The sequence below is a fragment of the Noviherbaspirillum album genome, from assembly GCF_035916955.1.
GTDB classification, from domain to species: Bacteria; Pseudomonadota; Gammaproteobacteria; order Burkholderiales; family Burkholderiaceae_D; genus Noviherbaspirillum; species Noviherbaspirillum album.
Map to the genome: position 1 here is coordinate 36386 of NZ_JAWIIV010000033.1, position 21612 is coordinate 57997.

Consider the following 21612-nt stretch of genomic DNA (forward strand, 5'->3'; position numbering starts at 1 on the left):
CCTGAATCAGCACGAGCCGATTGGCGCAATGCGCTCTATGCTCCTTCGCAGTTGCGCATTTCCTGCCGGGCGAAACTTGCCCTGATTCTCTGCAGCGCATCCCGGCTTTCCGCATCGAGGTCGCGCAGGCGGAAAGCCACCAGGTTGGTATTCACACTGCGCTGGCCGATACGCGCGCTTCGCACGCCCTTCTGGTTCAGATTGGCAAGATGCGCGCGCGCCGCTTCCTCCATCTTGAACACGCCGAGCGATATGCCCCAGCGCAGGGAGGAATTGTCCTGGATGATGAAGAAGTCCTCGACGCCGAGGTGCCGCAGCTCCGCGGCCTTCTTCTCAGCGGTTTCCTTGTCGCCCTGCGGCGGGATGTACACCATGTGCGTTGCGACTTCCTGCACCTGCCGCTGCGTGACCTTCGGGCCGAGCGACAGCGGTGCAAGCCGCGCGCTGAACCGCTTCGCCTCCGCCGCAGTGAAATTGCCGATCTCCGCGCAGACCAGCACGACGGGCCTGGCTGGCGGCGTCATGGTATCGAGTGCGACCGTCCTTGCGCCCTGTACCGGCGCGGCGCTGGCCGGTGCGGGTTCTGGTGTGCTTGGTGTAGCGGGTGCGACTGGTGCAGCCGGCGGGGCCGGCACGGGTGGCGCAGCCGGCGTTGGCTTCGGTGCGACCGGTGCTGCCGGGGCAGCCTCAGGCGTCGCCGGGACCACTGGCGCACCTGAAGCGGGTGGCGTGGCGGCTTCGGTCTGCGCCGGTTCCGCTTCGGGCGGCTTTTCCAGCTTCAGCTTGTCGGCATTGATCTGGTTCTTGATGCGCGCCGGTTCGCGGCCGCTCGGAAACAGCGTCTCGAAATAACCCTGCTGGTAGGCCAGCAAGCCGCCGTTTGCCAGCAGCAGAATGAAAAAGAAGAATTTCAGCATGATGTATTCATGGCGACGTGATGCAGGCCGATCAGCACAAGATTATCCACGCGCAGAGGCGCAAAGCCCAGGTGCGGCGCGATCAATGGCGCGGCGCCGCCGGACAGCACGCATTGCACCTCGCCATGGTGCTGCCGATGCGCCCGCACCGCGCGTTCGATGGCGCCGGTCTGCGCCGCGATGCAGCCGCTGATGATGGCCGCATCGGTATGGTCGGCGAATGGTTCGGTGATGCCCGTCGTTTCGGCGACTTCGGGCAATTGCGCGGTATTGCGCGCCAGCGAAGCGGCCATCAATCCCAGGCCCGGCAGGATCATGCCGCCCTGGAAGATGCCGTCCGGGGTCACGGCATCGACCGTCGTCGCCGTTCCGCAAGTGGCCACGACAAGCGCTTTCCCGGGATGAAGGGCATGGGCGCCGATGACCGATGCGAAGCGGTCGCAGCCAAGCTGCGCCGGATTGCGGTAATGGTTGCGCACCCCGGCCAGGCTGGCGCAGGAAGCGAACCATTCCAGCGGCACCGGCTGCAACCCGAGCACATGCGAGAGCGCCTGCTCCAGCTTCTCCCGCATCGCCTGCCCGGCGACGTTGGAGATCAGCACATGCGCGATCTTGTGTCCGCGCCAGGCATCACCCAGCGTGCCGATCTGCGCATGGTCGACCATGCCCGATGCCATCCATTGGCCGAGCGCAGACGCATTGCGCGCGCCGCGCGGCACCAGCGCCCATTTCACCCGGGTATTGCCTGCATCGATCAGCAGCAGCATGCTCAGACCTCCTTCGGCCGCAGCGACACATCGCCCGCCATGACGGCGACCTGCCCCGACGCGGACTCGATCAGGAAGCGGCCGCCGGCATCGATGCCGCGCCCGATGCCTTCATGCAGCACCCGACCGTTGTCGAGAATGACGACGGCCTGGCCTGCATACGCATGCAGGGCGTTCCAGCGCCCGATGAATGCGGCGAGCCCCTCATGCTCGAACTGCACCAGCGCTTCCGCCAGGCTGCTGAGCAGGGTCGCCATCAGCATGTTCGGGTCGAGGTCGGCCAGCCAGGGGACTCCGGTCGCCGCCCTGCCGATGGCGGCCGCCATGCTGTCGTCGACGGCGATATTGAGGCCGATGCCGATCACCGCCCAGCTGGCGTCATGCGGCACGCTGCCGGCGCCGGCCGATTCGATCAGGATGCCGGCCAGCTTGCGCCCCTGGACCAGCACGTCGTTCGGCCACTTCAGCCTGGCATCGATGCTGAACATCGCCAGCGCCTCGGCCAGGGCCACTCCCACGGCCAGCGGCAGCCCAACCAGCGCGTGTACCGGCAGATCGAATTTCCATGCCAGGGAAAAAGTCAGCGATTTGCCTTCCGCCGAATGCCAGCTGCGCCCCGCCCTGCCGCGTCCGGCGGTCTGGCGCTTGGCCTGCAGCAGCACCGGACCATGCAAAGTCGGCAACGCAGCCAGCAGGTCGGCATTGGTGGAGCCGGTTTCCTCCACGACGCGCACCGTCACATGCTGGGCGGCGGGCCGGAGAAGCGCGGCAATCCGTTCGGAAGCGAGAATTTCAGTCATGCCGACATTGTAGCGGCATGCCTGCGGGGCGTGATGCAGTCTGGCAACAACGCTCTTGTATTATTTGGCAGTCTTTAACAGCGTGCTTGGCCAAGCCGTTACAGAGCATGCGGCTGCAAGCGGCTTGGATCGTCAAGATCGGTGGTTTGCAGAAACGCCGCGCGCTAGAGCAGAGCGTAGTTGTATGTCACAAAAATGCTTTTATTGCGGCCGTAATACCAATTGTCGGATGGCCTGCGCGGTTTGACGTTTGGGGGTTCTAGTAAAGAATATATGCTCGCGAATAAAACTAGGCCCTTCTGGCAAAACTGCAAGGAATTTACCTTTCAAATTGGAATTTCCCCTTGTTTCCCATATTTCCAGAAATTGAGCTTTGCTATAAGTTCGATTTCCAAGGGAGGGATCTGCAAGCCATACCGTGTCTTCACTAATACCTCTCAGTACAGAAAAATGCTCATCTTTTCTATGTTTGAGGTACACAATGACAGGAATCTTGAGTCTCGCAAGTTGTTCGTATGTCGCTGCGTAGCCGTGAGCGCGAAATCCGAACTGAGGCATGATACGTTGCATGTCTTCAAATGAGGAACGCATCTCTCCATTATCCAATGCCAGAAGCAAATCTTGCTCGGTTACCGGCACTCCATAAAATTCTTTCAGAATGGTAGCAAGCGAAGCAGCACCACAGGAAAAGTCCTTGTCCTGTTTTATGACCTGCTTATCACGCAAAGTTTTCCAGGACTTTACAGGGACGTGACCTGCCAGCGTTGGCGCGATGACCACGGCATGCTCGGCTTGCGCAATCGAACCGTAATACAGTGCGGCCATCGCAACTGCAATTCTTAAGGTCCAAAACTTATTTTGCATTGCTGTCAGAATTCTTCTTTCTTTTGCTTTCCGCAAGAACCAGTAAAGGACCACCAATAAATACTACGGCTCCAATCAACAACCACCACCATTCAGTATTTTTTTGTTCTGGATTGGGCCAAATCAGCATACGAGGCAGAAAGAGCGAGCACCAAGCCAAGGCACCAAGACATATTGACGTTAAAACTCTGCCTTGCCTCGCCACCTTCCACGATACCATCATCAACGCCCACATAATTCCATGAAAAACGATTTCTCTGAAATCCATGCCTTATCCCATTTAACGATAGTCCTTAAGAGTCCCTCTGAATAAGAGAGACTTGTGATACTAATTCGAAATTAATACCAACTTGTTACGTGCGTGCTGTACAAACTACCGGCCAACCCAATTCCCCACCCCCCAACTCCGCCTGCAAGCCCTCCAAGCGCGCCGGTTCCAACAGCAGTTGTAAAGCCGGGCAAGTTCCAATTCGGATTGCCATATGAGTATCCAATGCCATTTCCAATACCACCTATTAAAGGCGCTACCCACCACGCTCCCTCGGTCTCCTTCATTTCCTGTTGCGATAATACTGCGACCTGAACCGGCTCACCGTCAAATATTAAATTTGCATCGGCTTCATGTGCGAAGACCGGAAGTGCAGAGACGACCAAAGAACATGCTACTAATAAATTTTTTAAGGACATGTACGTGTACCTCGATTGGTTAATTGAATAGGGCATTTAAAAACTAGCAATACATATATTTTAAAATGTGTATAACCAGTTCGCTCGCAGGTCGGCCCCATCGCGACCCGACGCATTCTGTTTTAACGAAAGAGAAAGTGTATGCCCTCTTGAAAATCCGTAAGCCATACCGACAAGTAAATCTGTACTGGTTCTTCTAAATCCTTGAGGCTTTCCCTCAACAGTGTCTGCCTGCGCGTTCATCCATTGCACACCGGCAGAAAGTGTTATTCGATCATTGACCGCAAATGCAATTGATGGATTAAGCAACAGGGTATTACCCGGGTCATAGGCGGCATGATCATCCCTACGCTTAAAATTAGCGCGATAGGCGGCAGTTAATGATAGGACTATCGGGTCAATTGCCTTAAAAGCTGTAAGCCCAAGAAGAGCAGATTTAGCATATGCATTACTTATCCTGTGTTTTTCATACAGGGCAACTTCGACAAAACTTATCAGTGCTGGAGTATCGTCATCTTCCTTGAATTTGTAATTCACACCTACCCAAGCGTCAGCCAATTTCTGATCACTGGAATAACTCATATTTGAAGCTTCAATGTTGCGATGGCTGCTGTAAAGGTAACTGATACGAGAGCACAACTCGGTTTTTGCATATAGCCCGTATCGCAGGCCAAGTGTTCCTACGACAATGTCACTATTGCCTTTGCTTTCCATTACAGAAAAGGGCAGCGAAACGAAGGAGGCCGGGCCTATCTGAATGCTTAATGGTCGACCCGTGAGTATTTCCTGTCGGTCGTTATTTGCATAGGAAATCCCTCCTTCAAATTTGAACTTACCTCTCTCCGTAATAAGATCCTCAATCTGCATTGGCAGCTCGGCATGAGCCACAAAAGCAGCCATGCAAAGTAAAACACCGACACATACTCTTAACGACATTACGCGGCTTTCAATGTTATCTTTGACGCAACATTAAATTATGAAATTAAGATCAGGAAACCACTTTTTACAAATTGTTTATTTGGTATCTAATATTTATTTCTATAGCTTGTTTAGATACTCACAAAAATATCTATGGCATCGATGATTTATTTTTGAGTTGCGAATTTGGTGACAGGCCGATGCTTCCTAATGGACAATGCAGATCGCTGCGTTGTCAACACAAAAAATGAGAGATACGCAGAGAGCGTGGCTGTGGGTCCATCTATACTATGCGCCTGGAGTTACTTTATTTGCATGGGGTGCTTACCAGACTTCTGCGTATATACCCCTTTACCACTACGAAATCTGTCTCAGCAATAGCTGGAATAACTGGCAACTTGAAATATATAGAAAAGAGGAAAACCGCAAGCTTCTCTCTCCTCTTGTATTTTCTGTTCGGAGTAGAGCATGAATTTGAAAGACCTGAAAAGAACCTTTAAGAATCTACGTGGCTGTGATCTCGACTCCGGCACATTCTTGTTTAACTTGATTAACCTTATCGTTGCCGTTATTGCAGCCCTCTCACTACTAGCTTACTGGGTCTTCAAATGACTTTGCAAAGTTATTTAGGGACTTGGGTAAAGAAAAACGGCAGCCGCTGATTACGCATGGATAGCTCATCTCCTGATATAGAAGGAATGAGACACATTGCAAGCTTTATTACAGCTACCCTGCTGACGCGATTACCCGATTCGAATTTGGACTCCCATCCGATTTCTCCCTTACACTAACGGGATGTCTGAACAGCAAGCCCCCGCACTCAATTTCACCGGCGAACGCCCGTCGCGCCTGGCCGCCGTCGGCCAGTGGCAGGTGCATGCGCTGGCTGCGGACAATGCGATTGCCGCGCTGAACAGGCAGCTGCGCAATGCGGCGAAGGATGCCGACATGCAGTGGGATCTGTCCGGCATCGATGCACTCGACCATTTCGGCGCGCAGATTCTCTGGAACGCGTGGGGCAGGCGCCGTCCGCGCCATCTGGTCCTGGCGCCCCAGCATGAAGATACATTCGTCCGCATCGAGCAGGCGGGCATGCTGACCCTGCCCGTGAGGTCCCGGCCGCACTGGTTTTCGCCCGCCACCCTGCTGCGCGTCCAGCGCGATATCGCCGGCCACCTGCTCTCCTTCGTGATGCTGATCGGCCAGCTGGTGCTCGACTTTGGCCGCTTTGCACGCTGGCCGCTGCGCGGTCCGTGGAAGGAAATTTCTTCGAACATTTACCACATTGGCTACCAGGCGCTGGGCATCACCGCGCTGGTCGGTTTTTTGATCGGCGTGGTGCTGTCCTTCCTTTCAGCGCAGCAGCTGCATACCTTCGGCGGCGACATTTATCTCGTCAACATCCTCGGCATGAGCGTGATCCGCGAACTCGGCCCGCTGCTGGCGGCCATTCTCGTCGCCGGCCGCTCGGGTTCGGCGATCACCGCTCAGCTGGGCGTCATGCGCGTGACCGAGGAGCTGGATGCGATGCTCGTCATGGGCATGTCGCACGGCTTTCGCCTGATCATGCCGAAGGTGCTGGCGTTATCGATCTCGATGCCGCTGCTGGTGGTCTGGACCGATGCGGTGGCGCTGGCCGGCGGCATGGTGGCGGCCAAGGTGGAACTCGGTCTCTCCGTCAGCTACTTTCTGCAAGCCCTGCCGGATGCCGTGCCGCTGGCAAATTACTGGATCGGCATCGGCAAGGGTATTGTCTTCGGCGCGCTGATCGCGCTGGTGGCCTGCCATTTCGGCCTGCGCATCAAGCCCAATACCGAAAGCCTCGGCCAGGGCACCACGCTATCGGTGGTGACATCGATCACGGTGGTGATTCTGGCCGATGCCGTGTTTGCCATTCTGTTCAAGGGCGTGGGGTTCTACTGATGGCGGCGCCGATCATCCAGATCCAGGGCCTGTGGACGAAGTTCGGCCCGGTCGTGGTTCACGAGGATCTGAACCTCGAGGTGCAGCCCGGCGACATCGTGTCGCTGGTGGGCGGTTCCGGCTCGGGCAAGACCACGCTGCTGCGGCAGATGCTGGGGCTGGAGCATCCGGCGCGCGGCTGCGTCAGGGTGCTGGGCGAGGACATCAACGGCTGCGGCAGCGTGCGGCGCCAGCAATTGCGCAACCGCTGGGGCATGCTGTTCCAGCACGGCGCCCTGTTCTCCGCGCTGACCGCGCTCGACAACGTGGCGCAGCCGATGCGTGAGCTGCGCGGGCTGCCGGAAGACCTGATCCGCGATGCGGCGCTGCTGAAACTGGCGATGGTCGGCCTGACGCCGAAGGATGCGCTGAAGATGCCGGCCGACCTCTCCGGCGGCATGGTCAAGCGCGTCGCGCTGGCGCGGGCGCTGGCGCTGGAGCCGGAACTGCTGTTCCTCGACGAGCCGACCGCCGGGCTCGACCCGGACCTGTCGGAAAGCTTCGTGTCGCTGATCCGCGGCCTGCACCAGCAGATGCGCCTGACGGTGGTGATGGTCACTCACGACCTCGACACGCTGTTCGCGCTGTCGAGCAAGATCGCGGTGCTGGCGGAAAAGCGGGTGATCGCCATGGGCACGCCCGAGGAAGTGATCGCGCTGCCGCATCCCTTCATCCAGCAATTCTTCCTTGGCGAGCGCGGTCAGCGCGCTCTGGAAGTCTTGCGCGAAAAGCATTAGGAAGACCTTATGGAAAACAAGTCGCATGCATTGATGGCCGGCCTCTTCACACTGTTGCTGCTGGCCGGCGCCATCCTCGGCGGCATCTGGTTCAACCGCGACCGGGTGCAGTGGGTGCCCTACCAGATCGCAACCAAGCTCTCGATTCCCGGGCTCAATCCGCAGGCCGCAGTGCGTTATCGCGGACTGGATATCGGCAAGGTGGACAGTATCGCCTTCGATCCCCAGGTGGTTGGCCAGATCCTGGTCAGCATCAGCGTGCAGCCGGATGCGCCGATCACCGAATCGACGTTCGCCACGCTGGGCTACCAGGGCGTGACCGGCATCGCTTACGTGCAGCTCGACGATGACGGCAGCCGCCCGGTGCGCCTGCCCAGCGGCCCGGAAAGGATCGCCCGCATCGAAATGCGGCCCAGCCTGTTCGACCAGCTGCAGACGCGCGGCCTGGCCATCCTGGAGCAGACCGAGGAAGTGGCCAAGCGCATCAACGGCATTCTCACGCCGGAGAACCAGGAAGCCATCATCGGCGCGGTCAACAACGTGAGCCGCGCCGCCGTCGCGCTGGAAGCGATTCCGGCCCGGCTGCAGCCGACGCTGGACCGCCTGCCAGCCGTGACGGCGCAGGCGCAGCAGACGCTGGGCAACGTCAACAGGCTGTCGGCCGATGCCGGCGAGCTGACCCGCAGCCTGAATGGCCTGGTGACCGGACTGCAGGCGCCGGACGGCCCCATCACCCGTTTCTCGAGCAGCATGGAGCAGCTCGGTGCGGTGGCTGGAAAGATCGAGTTCGAGACCCTGCCGCTGATCAACGATGCGCGCGCCTCGCTTCGTACGCTGAACCGTACGCTGGATAACCTCAACGAGCGTCCGCAAAGCGTCCTGTTCGGTTCGTCGGTGATCGCGCCGGGACCGGGGGAAAGCGGATTCGCCGCGCCGCCGGCGCCAACGCAGGCTCAATAGGGAACATGAAAAAATGAACACACTGCAAGCTCGCCGAACCGATGCCCCGCGACGTGCCCGCCTGGTCGCCGGCCTCTCCGCCCTGGCCATCCTGTCCGCCTGTTCGGTCGTGAGCCGGCCCGACGCGGCCATGCTCTACGACCTCGGGCCGCTGCGCACGCAAGCCTCTTCATCGACGCAGACATCGCAGCCGCCGACCTCGCTGCCGCCGCTCAGCATCGCCGACGTCCAGGTGCCGGCCTGGCTCGACAGCTCCCTGATTTTCTACCGCCTCAACTATGCCAATGAACAGCAGCCCCGGCCCTATGCGCAGGCGCGCTGGAGCATGCCGCCCGGACAACTGCTGCAGCAACACCTGAAGTCGCGGCTCGCCGCCGCCGGAGGCGCGGTCCTGTCGCCGTCGGCCGCCGCGGCCAATGTGCCGGTGCTGCGCATCGAGGCGGACGACTTCACCCAGATTTTTTCCAGCCCGACGCAAAGCACCGGGCAGGTCAGCCTGCGGGCGTCGGTGTTCAGGGAGCGCACGCTGATCGCCCAGCGCAGCTTCGTGCGTCAGGCGCCGGCGCCTGCAGCCGATGCCGGCGGCGGCGTGCGCGCGCTGGCCGGCGCCAGCGATGCCGCACTCGGCGATATGATCGCGTGGCTGGCCACCCTCAACCTGAAATAATCTGCTTGCCGGGCCGGTTGCCTCTGGCCAGAATACGAGACCATGCATTCCGTCGAATGCGCAATGCCGATCCCGCGCCATGCCATGGCATGAGATTGGTATCAGACCGATAACCGGATTGCCATGTTGCCAAACGAGGAACACCAGGCGGACGCCGCCGCCTCCGCTTCAATGTCGGCCAGCGCATCGACCTTCTCCCGCGTCGGCCTGCTGATGTACACCTTCCTGATTGCGTACGCCAGCCTGTATCCGCTTTCCAGCTGGCAGAGCAAGGGCTTGCCGCTGTTGGGCTTCCTGTTCATGCCGATGCCGCATTACTGGACCGGCTTCGATGTCATCACCAACATCATCGGCTACCTGCCGTTCGGCGCGCTGGTGGTGTTCGCGCTGCACCCTCACCTCAAGGGAGCGTCGGCGGCCATCGTCGCGATCTTCTGCGGCATGCTGCTGTCCGGCGCCATGGAGGCGATCCAGACGCTGCTTCCCAACCGGGTGTCCTCCAATCTGGATTTTCTGACCAACATCACCGGCAGCGGCCTGGGCGCGGTGGCGGGCGTGCTGCTCAGTCCCTACTTCCTCGAGCACAACCGGCTGCTGCGGATGATCCGCCGGTCCTGGGTGATTCCCGACGCGGGGCGCGGCTTGATCGTCATCGGCCTGTGGCCGCTGGCGCAGATCTATCCGCAAGCCTATCTTTTCGGCCACGGGCAGTTCCTGCCCATCCTTTCCCACTGGCTGTCCGACTGGCTGGAACAGCCGGTCGACCTGTTGGCCATGGTGCGCAGCCACATCCATCTGACCGTGCAGGAGTTCTGGCTTGCGGAAACACTCATCACCGCCTGCGGCATGACCAGCGCGCTGCTGATGCTGTCGTGCGTGCTGCGCAAGCAGGCGCCGCGGACGCTGCTGCTGATCCTGCTGGCCTTCGGCACCGCTGCGGTGAAACTGCTGGCCAATGCGCTGCTGTTCACTCCGGCCAATGCGCTGGCCTGGCTGACACCCGGCGCCGAAGGCGGCATCCTGATCGGCGCCATGATGGTCGGCGGCCTGGCCTTCGCGCCGCCAGCCGCCCAGCGCCGGCTGGCCATCGTCAGCCTGATGGTCAGCCTGGTCGCCATCAACATGGTGCCGGCCAACCCGTATTTCGTTGCCACCCTGCAGACCTGGGTGCAGGGCCGCTTTCTCAATTTCAACGGCGCCGCCCACTTCCTCTCGGTCGTATGGCCGCTGTTCGCGCTGTGGTTCCTGCTGCACCCGATGCATCGCATGAAGAAATAGTATGATTGCCGCTTCATCCCGACTCGACGAGAGCGACATGTCCGACAAGCCGTATTACCAGCATCATGTTTTCTTCTGCATGAACCAGCGCGACGAAGGCCGCCCCTGCTGCGCCGACCGCGGCGCGCAGAGTGCGCAGGAACATGCGAAGAAGCGCATCAAGCAGCTTGGCCAGAGCGGCCAGGGCAAGGTGCGCATCAACAAGGCGGGCTGCCTGGACCGCTGCGAAGAAGGCCCGGTGCTGGTGGTTTATCCGGAAGGCACTTGGTACACCTATGTCGACAATGAAGACATCGATGAAATCATCGACACGCACCTGGTCGGCGGCAAGGTGGTGGACCGGCTGAAGATCTGAGCCTGGCTTCCGATACTGCCCCGCGCCAATCTGCGCCGCTGCGGCATTCGCCGCCAAGCCTGTCGCCAACCTTACCGTTTCAGGCGCCCCCAGCAACGGGACGCACATCAAACTCATGAACGCACAAACTCAACGCTTCAGCATCAACGGCGGCGCCGGCGCGCTCGAATGCGCACTGGACCTGCCCGAAGCCGCGCCGCGCGGCCTGGCACTCGTTGCCCATCCGCATCCGCTCTACGGCGGAACGATGGACAACAAGGTGGCGCAGACGCTGGCCCGCGCCTTCGTAGCCATCGGCTATGCGACGGTGCGCATGAATTTCCGCGGCGTCGGCAAGTCCGAGGGCGTGCATGACGCCGGACGCGGCGAAACCGACGACATGGCCATGCTGCTGGCGCACATGAAGCAGCAGTATCCGGACCTGCCGGTCGCACTGGGAGGCTTTTCTTTCGGTACCTTCGTGCAGTCGCAGCTGCAGCAGCGGTTGATTGCCGAGGGAACGCCGGCCGAACGGCTGGTACTGGTCGGCAGCGCCGCAGGCAAGTGGGCGATGCCGGAGGTGCCTGCCAATACCATCGTCATCCATGGCGAGCACGATGACACCATTCCCCTTTCCGACGTGCTCGACTGGGCGCGCCCGCAAGATCTGCCGGTGATCGTCATTCCCGGTGCCGATCATTTTTTTCACCGCAAGTTGCAACACATAAAGAATTTCGTGGTCGAAATGTGGCACCGCTGATTACACATTGGAAATATGCGGACGCTCCCTGAGGGACTACCCGCTTTCCAGGCTGGCGCAATCCGCAGGGCTATAATTCTCACGTGGTTTCCTGTTGTCATCCCGCTGCTTCCCGCGGGCCAATCTTTCTTGCGACCAATGAAAAAAATCCTTGCAGCCCTGGCTGCCACTGTCTTTTCCTGGTCTGCGGCAATCGCGCAGGCCCTTCCTCCACCCACTGTCGCCGCCAAGTCCTGGCTCCTGCTCGACGCCACCAGCGGCCAGGTGCTTGCCTCGCAGGAAGCTGCCGCCCGCATCGAACCGGCATCGCTGGTCAAGATCATGACTGCCTACCTGGCTTTCTCGGCCATCAAGGAAAAGCGTCTCGATCCCGAGCAGTTGATCAACGTGTCGGTGCGCGCCTGGAAGGTCGATGCCGGCAGTTCGAAGATGTTCATCGATCCGGCCAGGCCGGTGAAGGTCAACGACCTGCTGTACGGCCTCATCGTGCAGTCCGGCAACGACGCCGCCGTCGCCCTGGCGGAAGCGATCTCCGGCAGCGAAGACGCGTTTGTGACGCTGATGAACCGCGAAGCCGAACGCATGGGTCTGAAAAACACCCGCTTCGCCAATCCGCATGGATTGCCCAGCCCGGACAACTTTTCGACCGCGCAGGACCTCGCGACGCTGGCCGGGCGCATGATCGCCGACCATCCGGATCACTACAAGATCTATTCGACCCGGGCATTCACGTACAACAAGATCAAGCAGGCTAACCGCAACCGCCTGCTCTGGCTCGATCCGACAGTCGACGGCATGAAAACCGGCCACACTTCCGGCGCAGGCTACTGCCTGATCTCCACGGCCAAGCGCACCAACGGCACCAGCGAGCGCCGCCTGATTTCGGTCATCCTCGGCACCGTGTCCGACCAGGTGCGCACGCAGGAAAGCCTGAAGTTGCTGAACTGGGGCTTCCAGAATTTCGATACCGTCAAGCTGTATGCCAAGGGCCAGCCGGTGGCGACGCCGGCAGTCTGGAAAGGCACGCAAAACCAGGTCAAGATCGGCTTCAATTACGATGTCTACGTGACCGTGCCGAAAGGCGTGGCCGACAAGATGAAGCCCGTGCTCGAGCGCAAGGACCCGCTGGTGGCGCCGGTGGCGCAGCACAGCAGGGTTGGCACGCTGAAGATGATGGTCGACGGCAAGCCGCTGACCGAATTGCCGGTAACCGCGCTGGAACAGGTGAATGAAGCCGGCATCTTCGGCCGCGCCTGGGATTCCATGCGCCTGATGATGAAGTGACCCGCTGCGGGCAGCGGACGACAGGCCTGTTCGACCATGCTGCCGATGTTCTGCCAAGGCGGGTGTAACTACCCGCCTTTTTGTTTTTGCTCTTCCGGACGGTCCGGCAAACACAGAACAAGCTTCCTGCCGGGTTACACTCGCAAGCGTCGTCCGTCGTCCGTCGTCCGTCGTCCGTCGTCCGTCATCCGCCAGAGCCCAGGAGTGTCCATGCCCGCCTACATCATCGGCCACATCGCCATCAAGAACCCGCAACAATGGGATGCCTACCGCGCGCAGGTCGGCGCGACCATCGCCGCCTGGGGCGGGGAGCTGGTATTCCGGGGGGAAAAGATCGAGGTGTTCAATGGCGAGCATCCGCAGACCGATACAGTGGTGGCGCGTTTTCCGGACAAGGCGGCGGTGCTGGGCTGGCATGCCTCGCCCGAATACCAGGCATTGATTCCGCTGCGCGACGCCGGGGCCGACGTAACCCTGATCAGTTACGAGGCAACGGCGTAAAATACCGGCATCGCCGACCTGTCCAAGGTCTTGCCACATGGCCTGCTTCCACTTTCAGGATGGCAAGCAGCCGCAGCCGGAAACTCATCATGTCCCAGCCTACACAGCCCACGCAGCCCACCGAAAGCCTCATCGAATATCCCAGCGACTTCCCGATCAAGATCATGGGCGTCATGCAGGATGCCTTCGCGCAGACCATGGTCGATGTCGTGGTGCGCCATGATCCGACTTTCCATGCCGGGAAGATGGAAATGCGCCCCTCGTCCAAGGGCACCTATCTCGCGCTGACCGTGACGGTGCGCGCGACCAGCCGCGAACAGCTCGACAACCTGTACCGCGAGCTGTCCTCGCACCCGATGGTCAAGGTCGTGCTGTAGGTTGTGATGCCGCTGCGGCGGCCATCACTGTGACTTGGCCACTTCCTCCAGCAGCCACTGGCGGAAAGCCTGTACCTGCGGCTTGCGCAGCGATTCCTCGGGGCAGACCAGGTAATACGACAGCGTGCATTTCGCCGCCACATCGAACAGCCGCACCACGTCGCCGGACGCGATATCGGTCATCGCCACCGCATGGCGGGCCAGCGCGATGCCGTGCCCTTCGGCTGCGGCCCGCACGAGCATCGAGGAATCCTGGAACACCAGCCCGCCGGTCGGCTCCAGCAGGTCGAGGCCGGCCGCGCGGAACCACGGCGTCCAGGGTTCGCCCTCGCAGCGCAGCAGCGGATGCTTCACCATCTCACGCGGCGTTTTCGGCAGATTGCCGCCGTTGAAGCGCGGGCTGACCACCGGGTAGTAGAAATCGTCCAGCAGTTTTTCCACCGCCAGTCCGGGATAGTTGCCGCCGCCGAAACGGATGCCGATGTCGACCGATTCCCGCACGAAGTCGGTCAGGTGCCCGCTCGACTGCAGCATGACTTCCAGGTCCGGATAGCGTTCGATGAAGCGCCCCAGTCGCGGCGACAACCAGCGCGCCGCGAACGAAGGCAGTGCGGTCACCGTCAGGCGCTTTTGCTTGCCTTCCGCCCTGAGCTCGGCCGCCGCCGCCGCGATATCGCCGAGCGCCCTGCGCAGGGTTTCCGCGAAGCGTTCGCCGTCCGGCGTGATCGCGATGCGCTTGCCGTGGCGCACGAACAGCGCAATGCCCAGCTCCTCCTCCAGCGCGCGGATCTGGTGGCTGATCGCACCATGGGTGACATGGATCTCCTCGGCGGCGCGGGAAAAGTTCTGATGACGCGCGGCGGCTTCGAAAGCACGCAGCGCGGCCAGGTTGGGAAGACGTCTGAGATCCGCCATCTTTGTGAATTTTCCTAACAAAGGAAGCCAAAATATATCGTTTAGACAAGGCGCAGGCCAGAACTACAATGGCTTCACGTGGTTGGGGATTGCCTGTCAATGCAAGCCTGCAGCGGCACCTTTCCGCGCTTTCAGGAGTGTACTGCCATGAGAGGACTTTTCACAAACCAATTACTTTCGATCGCCCCCGGCGAAACCATTTCCGGCATCGCGCCGCGTGCCCAGACCCTGCGTGTAACACGCGGCAATGTCTGGCTGACGGTGGAAGGCATCAAGCATGATTACTGGCTGTGCGCCGGCGACAGCTTCACCGCAATTCCTGGCAAACTGATCGTCATCGAAGCAGACAGCGCAAGCAGCATCGACACCCGCCGCGCCGGCGCGCGCCAGGCCGTGGCGAATGTCGGCGCATGGCTGGTGGGCCTGTCGCAGCGCCTGTTCGGCCACGACACCGTCAGCCTCAAGCGCAATCGCGGCTGCAACAGCCCCTGCTGATTACCTGATTATCTGATCACTTCAAGGAGAAGCGCATGCGTGCTGCGGTGTACCGACGGACCGGTCCGGCCAGGGAAGTCCTGGCGATAGAAGACATTTCCACGCCGGAGCCCGGTCCCGGGCAAGTCCGGGTCAGGCTGCAGTTCTCCGGCGTCAACCCGTCCGACGTGAAGACCCGGGCCGGCCTGCGCACCAAGGTACTGCCCTTCGAACGCATCATTCCCCACAGCGACGGGGCCGGCGTGATTGAGGCGGTCGGCACGGGCGTGGACGCTTCGCGCATCGGCGAGCCTGTCTGGAGCTGGAATGCGGCCTGGGGCCGCGCCGACGGCACCGCCGCGCAATACATCTGCCTGCCGTCGGAACAGGCGGTGCGCCTGCCGGACGGCATTGCCGGCGATATCGGCGCCTGCATGGGCATCCCGGCGCTGACCGCGTTTCATGCGGTGGCCATGGATGGCGGCGTGGCCGGCAAGCGGGTGCTGGTGGCCGGCGGCGCCGGCGCGGTCGGCAACTATGCGGTCCAGATGGCGAGGCTTGCCGGTGCGAAGCAGGTCATCGCCACCGTCAGCAATGATGACAAGGCTGCGCTGGCCCTGGCGGCCGGCGCCGATGCCGCCGTCAATTACAAGGCCGGCGACGTTGCCGCGCAGGTGCAGCAGCTGACCGAGGGCGAAAACATCGACCGCATCATCGAAGTCGACATCGGCGCCAACATGGCGCTCGATACCGAACTGATCGCCGCCGAGGGCGACATCATCGGCTACGGCAGCGGCATGCCCGAGTTCGCCGTGCCGTTCTTCCCAATGATCGTCAAGAACGTGCGGCTGCGCTTCTTCATCGCCTACAACCTCACCACGTCCGATCGCAAGCGCGCGGTCGACGGTCTCACCGACCTGCTGCGGCAGGGAGCCCTCATGCACAACATCGCCGCGCGCCTGCCGCTGGAGCGCATCGCCGACGCCCATGAACTGGTCGAGAGCGGCAAGGCGACCGGCAACGTGGTGCTCACCATCGACTGAAACACGGAGTCCCGTTTCAATCCGATTCCATCATTCATGGGGAGCCACATGAAATGCCAACTCGCACAGGTCAATATTGCCCGCGCTCGCGCGCCGATTGACCATCCCTCCATGGCCGGCTTCGCGGCACGGCTCGATGCCGTCAATGCGTTGGCCGAGAACAGCCCCGGCTTCATCTGGCGGCTCAAGACCGACGCAGGCGACGCGACTTCGATCAGCGCCTATGACGATGAACTCATCATCGTCAACCTGTCGGTCTGGGAATCGGTCGAACATCTGAAGCATTTCGTCTACCGCAGCGCGCATGCCGAGGCGATGAAGTTACGCAGGCAGTGGTTCGAGCGCATGCGCGAGTCCCATATGGCGCTGTGGTGGATCGCGCCCGGCCATGCGCCGACCATCGCCGAGGCGAAGGAGCGACTTGCCTACCTTCGCCTGTACGGCGAAACCGAATTCGCGTTCTCATTCGCCAACGTGATCCACCCGCCCAGCGCGGTGCAGGCGATAGAGCTAATGGAACAAGCAGAACAAGCCATCACCATTTCAGGGAGCCCAGCATGAAAGTCATCCGCAGCAAGGAGTTCACCGCCGAACGCGCCTGGGGTGCGCTCGACATCGCCAACATGGGCGGCGTCACCACCCGTTTGCACTGGACCGACCAGCCGTACAAATGGCATGTCAACGACGGCGAGGAGGTATTCGCCGTGCTCGATGGCGTGGTCGAGATGCATTATCGCGAGCAGGGGCTCGAGAAATCCGCCGTGCTGCAGACCGGCGATGTCTTCTTCGCCGGCATAGGATGCGAGCATGTGGCCCATCCGCGCGGCGCGGCGCGCATTCTGGTGATCGAGAAGGAAGGAAGCGTGTGATGGCGGCGCAGATGCAAGTGGAAGTACGGATCGTCAACGCTTTCATCGACGGCGAGCGTGGCGGCAATCCGGCCGGGGTGGTGCTCGATGCGGAACGTTTCAGCCGCGAGCAGAAGCAAGCCATCGCTGCCAGCGTCGGCCTGTCGGAAACGGCCTTCGTGTCGCCGTCGCGGGAGGCCGACTTCAAGCTGGAATTTTTCACGCCGTCGCGCCAGATCGCCCATTGCGGCCATGCGACGATTGCCACCTTCGGCTACCTGCAGCAGCTGCGCCGGATCAGCCGCGCCGACAGTTCGAAGGAAACCATCGACGGCACCCGCACAATACGGCTGCAGGACGGCATGGCCTTCATGGAGCAGCTCGCGCCGCGCTACACCGAACTCGGCGGAGCCACGCCTGGCATCGATATCGACAGCGTGCTCGCTTCGCTGGCGCTTAACCGCGATGACCTGATCGAAGGCCAGGCGCCGGCCGTGGTCCACACCGGCAATGCCTTCCTGGTCGTGCCCTTGAAAAACGAAGCGGCCCTGCTGCGCGCCCAGCCGCAGATGGGCGCGCTGGAAGCGGTGAGCGAACAGCTTGACCTGATCGGCTACTACCTGTTCTCGCCCGAGACTAGAGTGCCAGGCCGCCATGCCGGCACGCGCATGTTCGCGCCGCGCTACGGTATCGCAGAGGAAGCCGCGACCGGCATGGCGGCCGGCCCGCTTGCCTGCTTTCTGCACGACCGGCTGCATGTCGATGCCGACACCCTGCTGATCGAGCAAGGCTACCTGATGCCGCAGCCGTCGCCGAGCGTGATCACCGTGAAGCTGAACAAGGCGGATGGCCGCATCACCGGCCTGATGGCCGGCGGGCAGGCGGCGGTGATGGAAAGCCGCGTGGTGAAGATCTGATTGCAGATTTGATCAGGGCTTGCGGGCGCGCAGCACCAGCAGCGCGATGACGCCGCCGACCAGTCCCCAGAATGCCGAACCGACACCTGCGAGTGACACGCCGGAGGCCGTCACGAGAAAGGTGACGAGTGCCGGCTCCCTTTCCTGCTCGTTGGCCAGCGCCGATGCCAGGCCATTGCCGATGGTGCCGAACAGGGCGAGGCCGGCGATCGCCAGCACCAGTTCCTTGGGGAAGGCTGCGAACACCGCGCCCACCGTGGCGCCGAAAATGCCGACCAGCAGGTAGAACACCCCGGCCGCCACCGCCGCGACATAGCGCCGCTTCGGATCCTCGTGCGCCTCGCGCCCCATGCAAATGGCGGCGGTGATCGCCGCAAGATTCAGCGCGAAGCCGCCGAAGGGCGCCAGCAGCAGATTGGCGACGCCGGTCCAGCCCACCACCGGCGAGATCGGCACCGCATAGCCGGATGCGCGGATCACCGCCACGCCGGGCACGTTCTGCGAGGCCATGGTCACCACGAACAGGGGCAGCGCCACGCCGACGATGGCTGCAACGGAAAAGCTGGGCGTGATCCATTTCGGCTGCGCCAGCTCGAAGCGTATGCCCTCCAGCTGCAGCAGCCCGCCGGCGGCGGCGATGGCAATGCCGACGGCCAGCGTCGCGATGACCGCATAGCGCGGAAACAGCCGGCGGCCGATCAGGTAGATCATGAACATCGCGAAGGCCATGCCGAACTGCGTCTTCATCGCGATGAAGGTATCCATGCCGAAGCGCAGCAGCACGCCGGCCAGCATGCCGGAAGCGATCGAGACCGGGATGCGGCTGATCATGCGCTCGAAGAATCCGGAAAAGCCGCACACGGTGATCATTGCCGCCGACAGCAGGAAGGCGCCGGTGGCTTCTTCGAGGGGCACCCCGGCCGCGCCGGTGATCAGCATGGCGGCGCCGGGCGTGGACCAGGCGATCACCACCGGCATCCGGTAGCGCAGCGACAGCAGGATGCAGGTCAGGCCCATGCCCAGGCCGAGCGCCCACATCCAGGAAGCGATCTCGGCCGGCCCGGCACCCAGCGCGGTGGCGCCCTGGAACACGATCACGGCCGAACTGGTGAAGCCGACCAGCACGGTGACGAAACCGGCGGCTAGCGCGGAGAGGGAGAAGTCCTTGAAGAATGACATGGGCAGGCCGGATGCTGTTGGGCAAGCCGGCATTGTTGCATGGATGTAGGCGCGGCGCCGCACGGGGATTAGTGTAATCGGGAAGTTTAAGGCTGGCCGAAGGAAGTCGTTCGATAGCGGAGAAAAGCTCGCCTCTCCCGCAGGCGGGAGAGGGGCGGGGGTGAGGGGAATCGCCAAGACCGCAGGATCTCTTGCTACCCCCCATCCCCAGCCCTTCTACACGAACTGGCCTGCAAGCCAGTTCGACTACAGCAGCGCAAACCATGATTTGCGACTCCCTGCCTTCTCCCGCCTGCGGGAGAAGGGAGCAAGTTCGAGCACGCTAACTTACCTCACCACACAAATCGCGAATCAACTCCCCCCTCACCTCCTCCGCCGTCATCCCGCGCGCAAACAGATGATGCAGCTTCGCAAACACCGCTTCGAAACTCATGTCGCGCGCCCCGACCACGCCGGCAGCGGTCATGCCGGCGCCGGCCGCATAGGTGCCGATATGCACCTCGCCGTGCAGGCATTGGCTGCGGGCGACCAGCACGGTGCCGTCGGCGCTGGCGCGCTCAAGCATGCGCAACAGCGCCGGATCGCGGTCGGGCGCATTGCCGGAACCGTAGCATTCCAGGATGACCGCGCGCGGCTTGAGCGCCAGCATCGCCTCGACCGCGCGCAGCGGCAGGCCGGGCACGAAGCGCAGCGGCATGATCAGCGCATCGGCATAGTCCGGCAGCTGGAAATTTTCTTGTGCCGGCCTTGGCAGCAAGGCCGGCACATTCAGGCGCGGCTCGATGCCGATTTCCGCCAAGTGCGGATAGTTAGGGCTGTCGAAAGCGGCCATGCGCGAGGCGCTGACCTTGGTGGCGCGATTGCCGCGCAGCAGCCGGCCGTGGAAACAGATCGCGACTTCATTGATCGCATCGCTGGCGGCCAGCTGCAACGCCGTGATCAGGTTCTGCGCCGCATCCGAACGCGCCGCGCCCAGCGGCACCTGGGACCCCGTGACGATCACGGGCTTGCGCAAGCCCTGCAGCATGAAGGACAGCGCCGATGCGGTATAGGCCATGGTATCGGTGCCGTGCAGGACGATAAAGCCGTCATGGTCATCGTAGCGTGCCGCGATATCGCGTCCTATCCGTTGCCAGTCCTGCGGCGTGGCATTGGTGCTGTCGATCGGATCACCGTAGGCATATAGCGCGTGACCCGGCAGCATTTCGCCATGGCTGCCGAGCAGGCGCGACAGGACGTCGGCGAAGTCGGGCATCGGCGCGTAGCCTTGCGGAGTCATTGCCATGCCCACCGTGCCGCCGGTGTAGATTACGCCGATATGTTTTCTGCTCATGGTCTATGAAGAGGAAAGGTGCGGGAATACCCAGATACTCAGATACTCAGATACTCAAGTGCCGGAAGCCATGCCTTCGCTTCCATTCGCCAGCTGCGCCAGCCGGCGGGCGACGAGGGCGGTGACATCAATGATCTGCTTGCCGGCCACATCGAGTCCGCCGATGGGGATCAGCGGCAGTTCGGTGCAGGCCAGGAGCACCGCCGGCGCTTCGAGTTCGGAAAGCAGGGCATGAAATTGCGGACGCAGTTGCGGCGCACCGCCGCCCAGGGCCTTCACGTCATAGATCAGCTGGTGCAGGCGTTCGGCGCTCGCGCCGCGCGGGAGTTCGACCTCCACGTGTTCCGCCAGCCTGCGGTAATGCGACCACTCGCCGAACTCGATCACCGGGCGCGCGCCCAGCAGGGCCACCTTGTCGATGCCGTTCTCCTTGAGGAAGTCTGCGGCCACATCGGCAAACGAGACGAACCTGGCCGGCAGGCCGAGCGCATCGAGCCGGGGCTGATAGACATTGAGGGTATTGCAGGCAATCGCGTAATAATCGACGCGCGAGGCGATGGCGATGGCCGTGTCGCGCAGGCAGTTCCAGACCGGCTCGTCATTGCGGTCCAGCTCCATCGACAGGCCGAGCGACGGTTCGGAATGCACGGTCACGGCGGGCGCATCGAGGTCGCCGCGGAATGCCTTACCCTGCAGCTCGCGGCTAGCCTGCAGGAGCTTGCTCCAGAGGTCGATGCCAGCCTCCGGCCCCGAGCCGGTGATGATGCCGATTCTCTTGCGATGGGATGTGGTATGCATGGCGGGTTCTTTCACGCCGGATGCGACGACACGGCATGAAGTCGCTTTGCCGCCCCGCCCTGCGGTCACGGAGCAGGTTGCCAATGAATAGGGGATCATTGCGGCCGGCGCAACGCCGGCCGCAAGCGAACTACGACTTACTTGACGACAGCAAGCTGTTCACGCTTGCCACCCTTGTAGGTGTAGAGCGTCAGCGTGCCGTCCTTGATGTCACCCTTCGGGTCGAACACGATGTTGCCGGTCACGCCCTTGTAGTTGATCTTCTGCAGTTCGGGCAGGTACTTCGCCGGAT

At 61.7% G+C, this 21612-nt stretch carries 26 protein-coding genes and 1 pseudogene; 15 read left to right on the plus strand and 12 right to left on the minus strand.

Annotated elements, in window-relative coordinates; genetic code table 11:
• Positions 1 to 35 precede the first annotated feature (35 nt).
• From RY831_RS26060 to RY831_RS26090, 7 genes are all read right to left on the minus strand, one after another.
• The gene (locus RY831_RS26060) at positions 36 to 917 is read right to left on the minus strand and encodes an SPOR domain-containing protein (protein ID WP_326509299.1); all 882 of its coding nucleotides are present in this window, start codon (positions 915 to 917) and stop codon (positions 36 to 38) included.
• Positions 911 to 1684 (minus strand): type III pantothenate kinase, encoded by a 774-nt coding sequence (locus RY831_RS26065; RefSeq protein ID WP_326509300.1) that lies wholly within the window; start codon positions 1682 to 1684, stop codon positions 911 to 913. The genes RY831_RS26060 and RY831_RS26065 overlap by 7 nt, the downstream gene beginning before the upstream one ends.
• 2 nt (positions 1685 to 1686) lie before the next feature.
• Positions 1687 to 2484 (minus strand): biotin--[acetyl-CoA-carboxylase] ligase, encoded by a 798-nt coding sequence (locus RY831_RS26070; protein WP_326509301.1) that lies wholly within the window; start codon positions 2482 to 2484, stop codon positions 1687 to 1689.
• Positions 2485 to 2685: 201 nt separating this feature from the next.
• The gene (locus RY831_RS26075) at positions 2686 to 3348 is read right to left on the minus strand and encodes a C39 family peptidase (protein WP_326509302.1); all 663 of its coding nucleotides are present in this window, start codon (positions 3346 to 3348) and stop codon (positions 2686 to 2688) included.
• Positions 3338 to 3616 (minus strand): hypothetical protein, encoded by a 279-nt coding sequence (locus RY831_RS26080; protein WP_326509303.1) that lies wholly within the window; start codon positions 3614 to 3616, stop codon positions 3338 to 3340. Before RY831_RS26080 ends, RY831_RS26075 begins: the two co-directional genes overlap by 11 nt.
• A 71-nt stretch (positions 3617 to 3687) precedes the next feature.
• Complete coding sequence (locus RY831_RS26085; RefSeq protein WP_326509304.1) at positions 3688 to 4035, minus strand: hypothetical protein; 348 nt, start codon at positions 4033 to 4035, stop codon at positions 3688 to 3690.
• A 60-nt stretch (positions 4036 to 4095) separates the two neighbouring features.
• Positions 4096 to 4971 carry a transporter gene (locus RY831_RS26090; protein ID WP_326509305.1) on the minus strand — a complete coding sequence of 292 codons (876 nt, stop codon included), beginning with the start codon at positions 4969 to 4971 and terminating at the stop codon, positions 4096 to 4098.
• Positions 4972 to 5748: 777 nt separating this feature from the next.
• Here RY831_RS26090 and RY831_RS26095 point away from each other — a divergent pair.
• From RY831_RS26095 to RY831_RS26140, 10 genes are all read left to right on the plus strand, one after another.
• Positions 5749 to 6876: an MlaE family ABC transporter permease gene (locus RY831_RS26095; RefSeq protein WP_326509306.1), complete on the plus strand. Its 1128-nt coding sequence runs from the start codon at positions 5749 to 5751 to the stop codon at positions 6874 to 6876.
• Positions 6876 to 7652 (plus strand): ABC transporter ATP-binding protein, encoded by a 777-nt coding sequence (locus tag RY831_RS26100; RefSeq protein WP_326509307.1) that lies wholly within the window; start codon positions 6876 to 6878, stop codon positions 7650 to 7652. Before RY831_RS26095 ends, RY831_RS26100 begins: the two co-directional genes overlap by 1 nt.
• 9 nt (positions 7653 to 7661) lie before the next feature.
• Complete coding sequence (locus RY831_RS26105; RefSeq protein ID WP_326509308.1) at positions 7662 to 8612, plus strand: MlaD family protein; 951 nt, start codon at positions 7662 to 7664, stop codon at positions 8610 to 8612.
• 13 nt (positions 8613 to 8625) lie between these two features.
• Positions 8626 to 9279, plus strand: a complete 654-nt coding sequence (locus tag RY831_RS26110; RefSeq protein ID WP_326509309.1) for an ABC-type transport auxiliary lipoprotein family protein — start codon at positions 8626 to 8628, stop codon at positions 9277 to 9279.
• 123 nt (positions 9280 to 9402) lie between these two features.
• Complete coding sequence (locus RY831_RS26115) at positions 9403 to 10557, plus strand: VanZ family protein (protein ID WP_326509310.1); 1155 nt, start codon at positions 9403 to 9405, stop codon at positions 10555 to 10557.
• A gap of 37 nt (positions 10558 to 10594) precedes the next feature.
• Positions 10595 to 10912: a (2Fe-2S) ferredoxin domain-containing protein gene (locus RY831_RS26120; protein WP_326509326.1), complete on the plus strand. Its 318-nt coding sequence runs from the start codon at positions 10595 to 10597 to the stop codon at positions 10910 to 10912.
• 115 nt (positions 10913 to 11027) lie between these two features.
• On the plus strand, positions 11028 to 11651 hold the full coding sequence (locus RY831_RS26125) for an alpha/beta hydrolase (RefSeq protein WP_326509311.1): 624 nt from the start codon (positions 11028 to 11030) through the stop codon (positions 11649 to 11651).
• Positions 11652 to 11789: 138 nt separating this feature from the next.
• Entirely contained in the window at positions 11790 to 12935 is a 1146-nt protein-coding gene (locus RY831_RS26130; protein WP_326509312.1) for a D-alanyl-D-alanine carboxypeptidase family protein, read from the plus strand.
• 210 nt (positions 12936 to 13145) lie between these two features.
• Positions 13146 to 13436: a DUF1330 domain-containing protein gene (locus tag RY831_RS26135; protein ID WP_326509313.1), complete on the plus strand. Its 291-nt coding sequence runs from the start codon at positions 13146 to 13148 to the stop codon at positions 13434 to 13436.
• Between the two features lie 89 nt (positions 13437 to 13525).
• Positions 13526 to 13813 (plus strand): DUF493 family protein, encoded by a 288-nt coding sequence (locus RY831_RS26140; protein WP_326509314.1) that lies wholly within the window; start codon positions 13526 to 13528, stop codon positions 13811 to 13813.
• Between the two features lie 24 nt (positions 13814 to 13837).
• Here RY831_RS26140 and gcvA read toward each other — a convergent pair whose 3' ends face one another.
• A complete protein-coding gene (gene gcvA / locus RY831_RS26145; protein WP_326509315.1) occupies positions 13838 to 14728 on the minus strand; it encodes a transcriptional regulator GcvA in 891 nt (296 codons plus the stop codon).
• Positions 14729 to 14875: 147 nt separating this feature from the next.
• Between gcvA and RY831_RS26150 the strand changes: the two genes are divergently transcribed.
• Genes RY831_RS26150 through RY831_RS26170 form a run of 5 tightly spaced genes read left to right on the plus strand, consistent with a single transcriptional unit; the run spans position 14876 to position 18010 of the window.
• Positions 14876 to 15223 carry a DUF2917 domain-containing protein gene (locus RY831_RS26150; protein WP_326509316.1) on the plus strand — a complete coding sequence of 116 codons (348 nt, stop codon included), beginning with the start codon at positions 14876 to 14878 and terminating at the stop codon, positions 15221 to 15223.
• A gap of 35 nt (positions 15224 to 15258) precedes the next feature.
• Positions 15259 to 16245 carry an NADPH:quinone reductase gene (locus RY831_RS26155; RefSeq protein ID WP_326509317.1) on the plus strand — a complete coding sequence of 329 codons (987 nt, stop codon included), beginning with the start codon at positions 15259 to 15261 and terminating at the stop codon, positions 16243 to 16245.
• Positions 16246 to 16293: 48 nt separating this feature from the next.
• Entirely contained in the window at positions 16294 to 16806 is a 513-nt protein-coding gene (locus tag RY831_RS26160) for a DUF3291 domain-containing protein (RefSeq protein WP_326509318.1), read from the plus strand.
• On the plus strand, positions 16803 to 17114 hold the full coding sequence (locus RY831_RS26165; RefSeq protein WP_326509319.1) for a cupin domain-containing protein: 312 nt from the start codon (positions 16803 to 16805) through the stop codon (positions 17112 to 17114). Before RY831_RS26160 ends, RY831_RS26165 begins: the two co-directional genes overlap by 4 nt.
• Positions 17114 to 18010: a PhzF family phenazine biosynthesis protein gene (locus tag RY831_RS26170; RefSeq protein WP_326509320.1), complete on the plus strand. Its 897-nt coding sequence runs from the start codon at positions 17114 to 17116 to the stop codon at positions 18008 to 18010. Before RY831_RS26165 ends, RY831_RS26170 begins: the two co-directional genes overlap by 1 nt.
• 12 nt (positions 18011 to 18022) lie before the next feature.
• Here RY831_RS26170 and RY831_RS26175 read toward each other — a convergent pair whose 3' ends face one another.
• From RY831_RS26175 to RY831_RS26190, 4 genes and pseudogenes are all read right to left on the minus strand, one after another.
• Positions 18023 to 19189 (minus strand): benzoate/H(+) symporter BenE family transporter, encoded by a 1167-nt coding sequence (locus tag RY831_RS26175; RefSeq protein ID WP_326509321.1) that lies wholly within the window; start codon positions 19187 to 19189, stop codon positions 18023 to 18025.
• A 322-nt stretch (positions 19190 to 19511) separates the two neighbouring features.
• Positions 19512 to 20522: an asparaginase gene (locus tag RY831_RS26180; protein ID WP_326509322.1), complete on the minus strand. Its 1011-nt coding sequence runs from the start codon at positions 20520 to 20522 to the stop codon at positions 19512 to 19514.
• 54 nt (positions 20523 to 20576) lie between these two features.
• The gene (locus RY831_RS26185) at positions 20577 to 21320 is read right to left on the minus strand and encodes an aspartate/glutamate racemase family protein (RefSeq protein WP_326509323.1); all 744 of its coding nucleotides are present in this window, start codon (positions 21318 to 21320) and stop codon (positions 20577 to 20579) included.
• A 137-nt stretch (positions 21321 to 21457) separates the two neighbouring features.
• Positions 21458 to 21612 (minus strand): annotated as a pseudogene (locus tag RY831_RS26190) (branched-chain amino acid ABC transporter substrate-binding protein); the annotation flags it as partial.

Bases quoted from the DNA above. Each gene is read 5' to 3' on its own strand.
- RY831_RS26060 (WP_326509299.1), bottom strand. From the start codon at position 917: ATGCTGAAATTCTTCTTTTTCATTCTGCTGCTGGCAAACGGCGGCTTG.
- RY831_RS26065 (WP_326509300.1), bottom strand. From the start codon at position 1,684: ATGCTGCTGCTGATCGATGCAGGCAATACCCGGGTGAAATGGGCGCTG.
- RY831_RS26070 (WP_326509301.1), bottom strand. From the start codon at position 2,484: ATGACTGAAATTCTCGCTTCCGAACGGATTGCCGCGCTTCTCCGGCCC.
- RY831_RS26075 (WP_326509302.1), bottom strand. From the start codon at position 3,348: ATGCAAAATAAGTTTTGGACCTTAAGAATTGCAGTTGCGATGGCCGCA.
- RY831_RS26080 (WP_326509303.1), bottom strand. From the start codon at position 3,616: ATGGATTTCAGAGAAATCGTTTTTCATGGAATTATGTGGGCGTTGATG.
- RY831_RS26085 (WP_326509304.1), bottom strand. From the start codon at position 4,035: ATGTCCTTAAAAAATTTATTAGTAGCATGTTCTTTGGTCGTCTCTGCA.
- RY831_RS26090 (WP_326509305.1), bottom strand. From the start codon at position 4,971: ATGTCGTTAAGAGTATGTGTCGGTGTTTTACTTTGCATGGCTGCTTTT.
- RY831_RS26095 (WP_326509306.1), top strand. From the start codon at position 5,749: ATGTCTGAACAGCAAGCCCCCGCACTCAATTTCACCGGCGAACGCCCG.
- RY831_RS26100 (WP_326509307.1), top strand. From the start codon at position 6,876: ATGGCGGCGCCGATCATCCAGATCCAGGGCCTGTGGACGAAGTTCGGC.
- RY831_RS26105 (WP_326509308.1), top strand. From the start codon at position 7,662: ATGGAAAACAAGTCGCATGCATTGATGGCCGGCCTCTTCACACTGTTG.
- RY831_RS26110 (WP_326509309.1), top strand. From the start codon at position 8,626: ATGAACACACTGCAAGCTCGCCGAACCGATGCCCCGCGACGTGCCCGC.
- RY831_RS26115 (WP_326509310.1), top strand. From the start codon at position 9,403: ATGTTGCCAAACGAGGAACACCAGGCGGACGCCGCCGCCTCCGCTTCA.
- RY831_RS26120 (WP_326509326.1), top strand. From the start codon at position 10,595: ATGTCCGACAAGCCGTATTACCAGCATCATGTTTTCTTCTGCATGAAC.
- RY831_RS26125 (WP_326509311.1), top strand. From the start codon at position 11,028: ATGAACGCACAAACTCAACGCTTCAGCATCAACGGCGGCGCCGGCGCG.
- RY831_RS26130 (WP_326509312.1), top strand. From the start codon at position 11,790: ATGAAAAAAATCCTTGCAGCCCTGGCTGCCACTGTCTTTTCCTGGTCT.
- RY831_RS26135 (WP_326509313.1), top strand. From the start codon at position 13,146: ATGCCCGCCTACATCATCGGCCACATCGCCATCAAGAACCCGCAACAA.
- RY831_RS26140 (WP_326509314.1), top strand. From the start codon at position 13,526: ATGTCCCAGCCTACACAGCCCACGCAGCCCACCGAAAGCCTCATCGAA.
- gcvA (WP_326509315.1), bottom strand. From the start codon at position 14,728: ATGGCGGATCTCAGACGTCTTCCCAACCTGGCCGCGCTGCGTGCTTTC.
- RY831_RS26150 (WP_326509316.1), top strand. From the start codon at position 14,876: ATGAGAGGACTTTTCACAAACCAATTACTTTCGATCGCCCCCGGCGAA.
- RY831_RS26155 (WP_326509317.1), top strand. From the start codon at position 15,259: ATGCGTGCTGCGGTGTACCGACGGACCGGTCCGGCCAGGGAAGTCCTG.
- RY831_RS26160 (WP_326509318.1), top strand. From the start codon at position 16,294: ATGAAATGCCAACTCGCACAGGTCAATATTGCCCGCGCTCGCGCGCCG.
- RY831_RS26165 (WP_326509319.1), top strand. From the start codon at position 16,803: ATGAAAGTCATCCGCAGCAAGGAGTTCACCGCCGAACGCGCCTGGGGT.
- RY831_RS26170 (WP_326509320.1), top strand. From the start codon at position 17,114: ATGGCGGCGCAGATGCAAGTGGAAGTACGGATCGTCAACGCTTTCATC.
- RY831_RS26175 (WP_326509321.1), bottom strand. From the start codon at position 19,189: ATGTCATTCTTCAAGGACTTCTCCCTCTCCGCGCTAGCCGCCGGTTTC.
- RY831_RS26180 (WP_326509322.1), bottom strand. From the start codon at position 20,522: ATGAGCAGAAAACATATCGGCGTAATCTACACCGGCGGCACGGTGGGC.
- RY831_RS26185 (WP_326509323.1), bottom strand. From the start codon at position 21,320: ATGCATACCACATCCCATCGCAAGAGAATCGGCATCATCACCGGCTCG.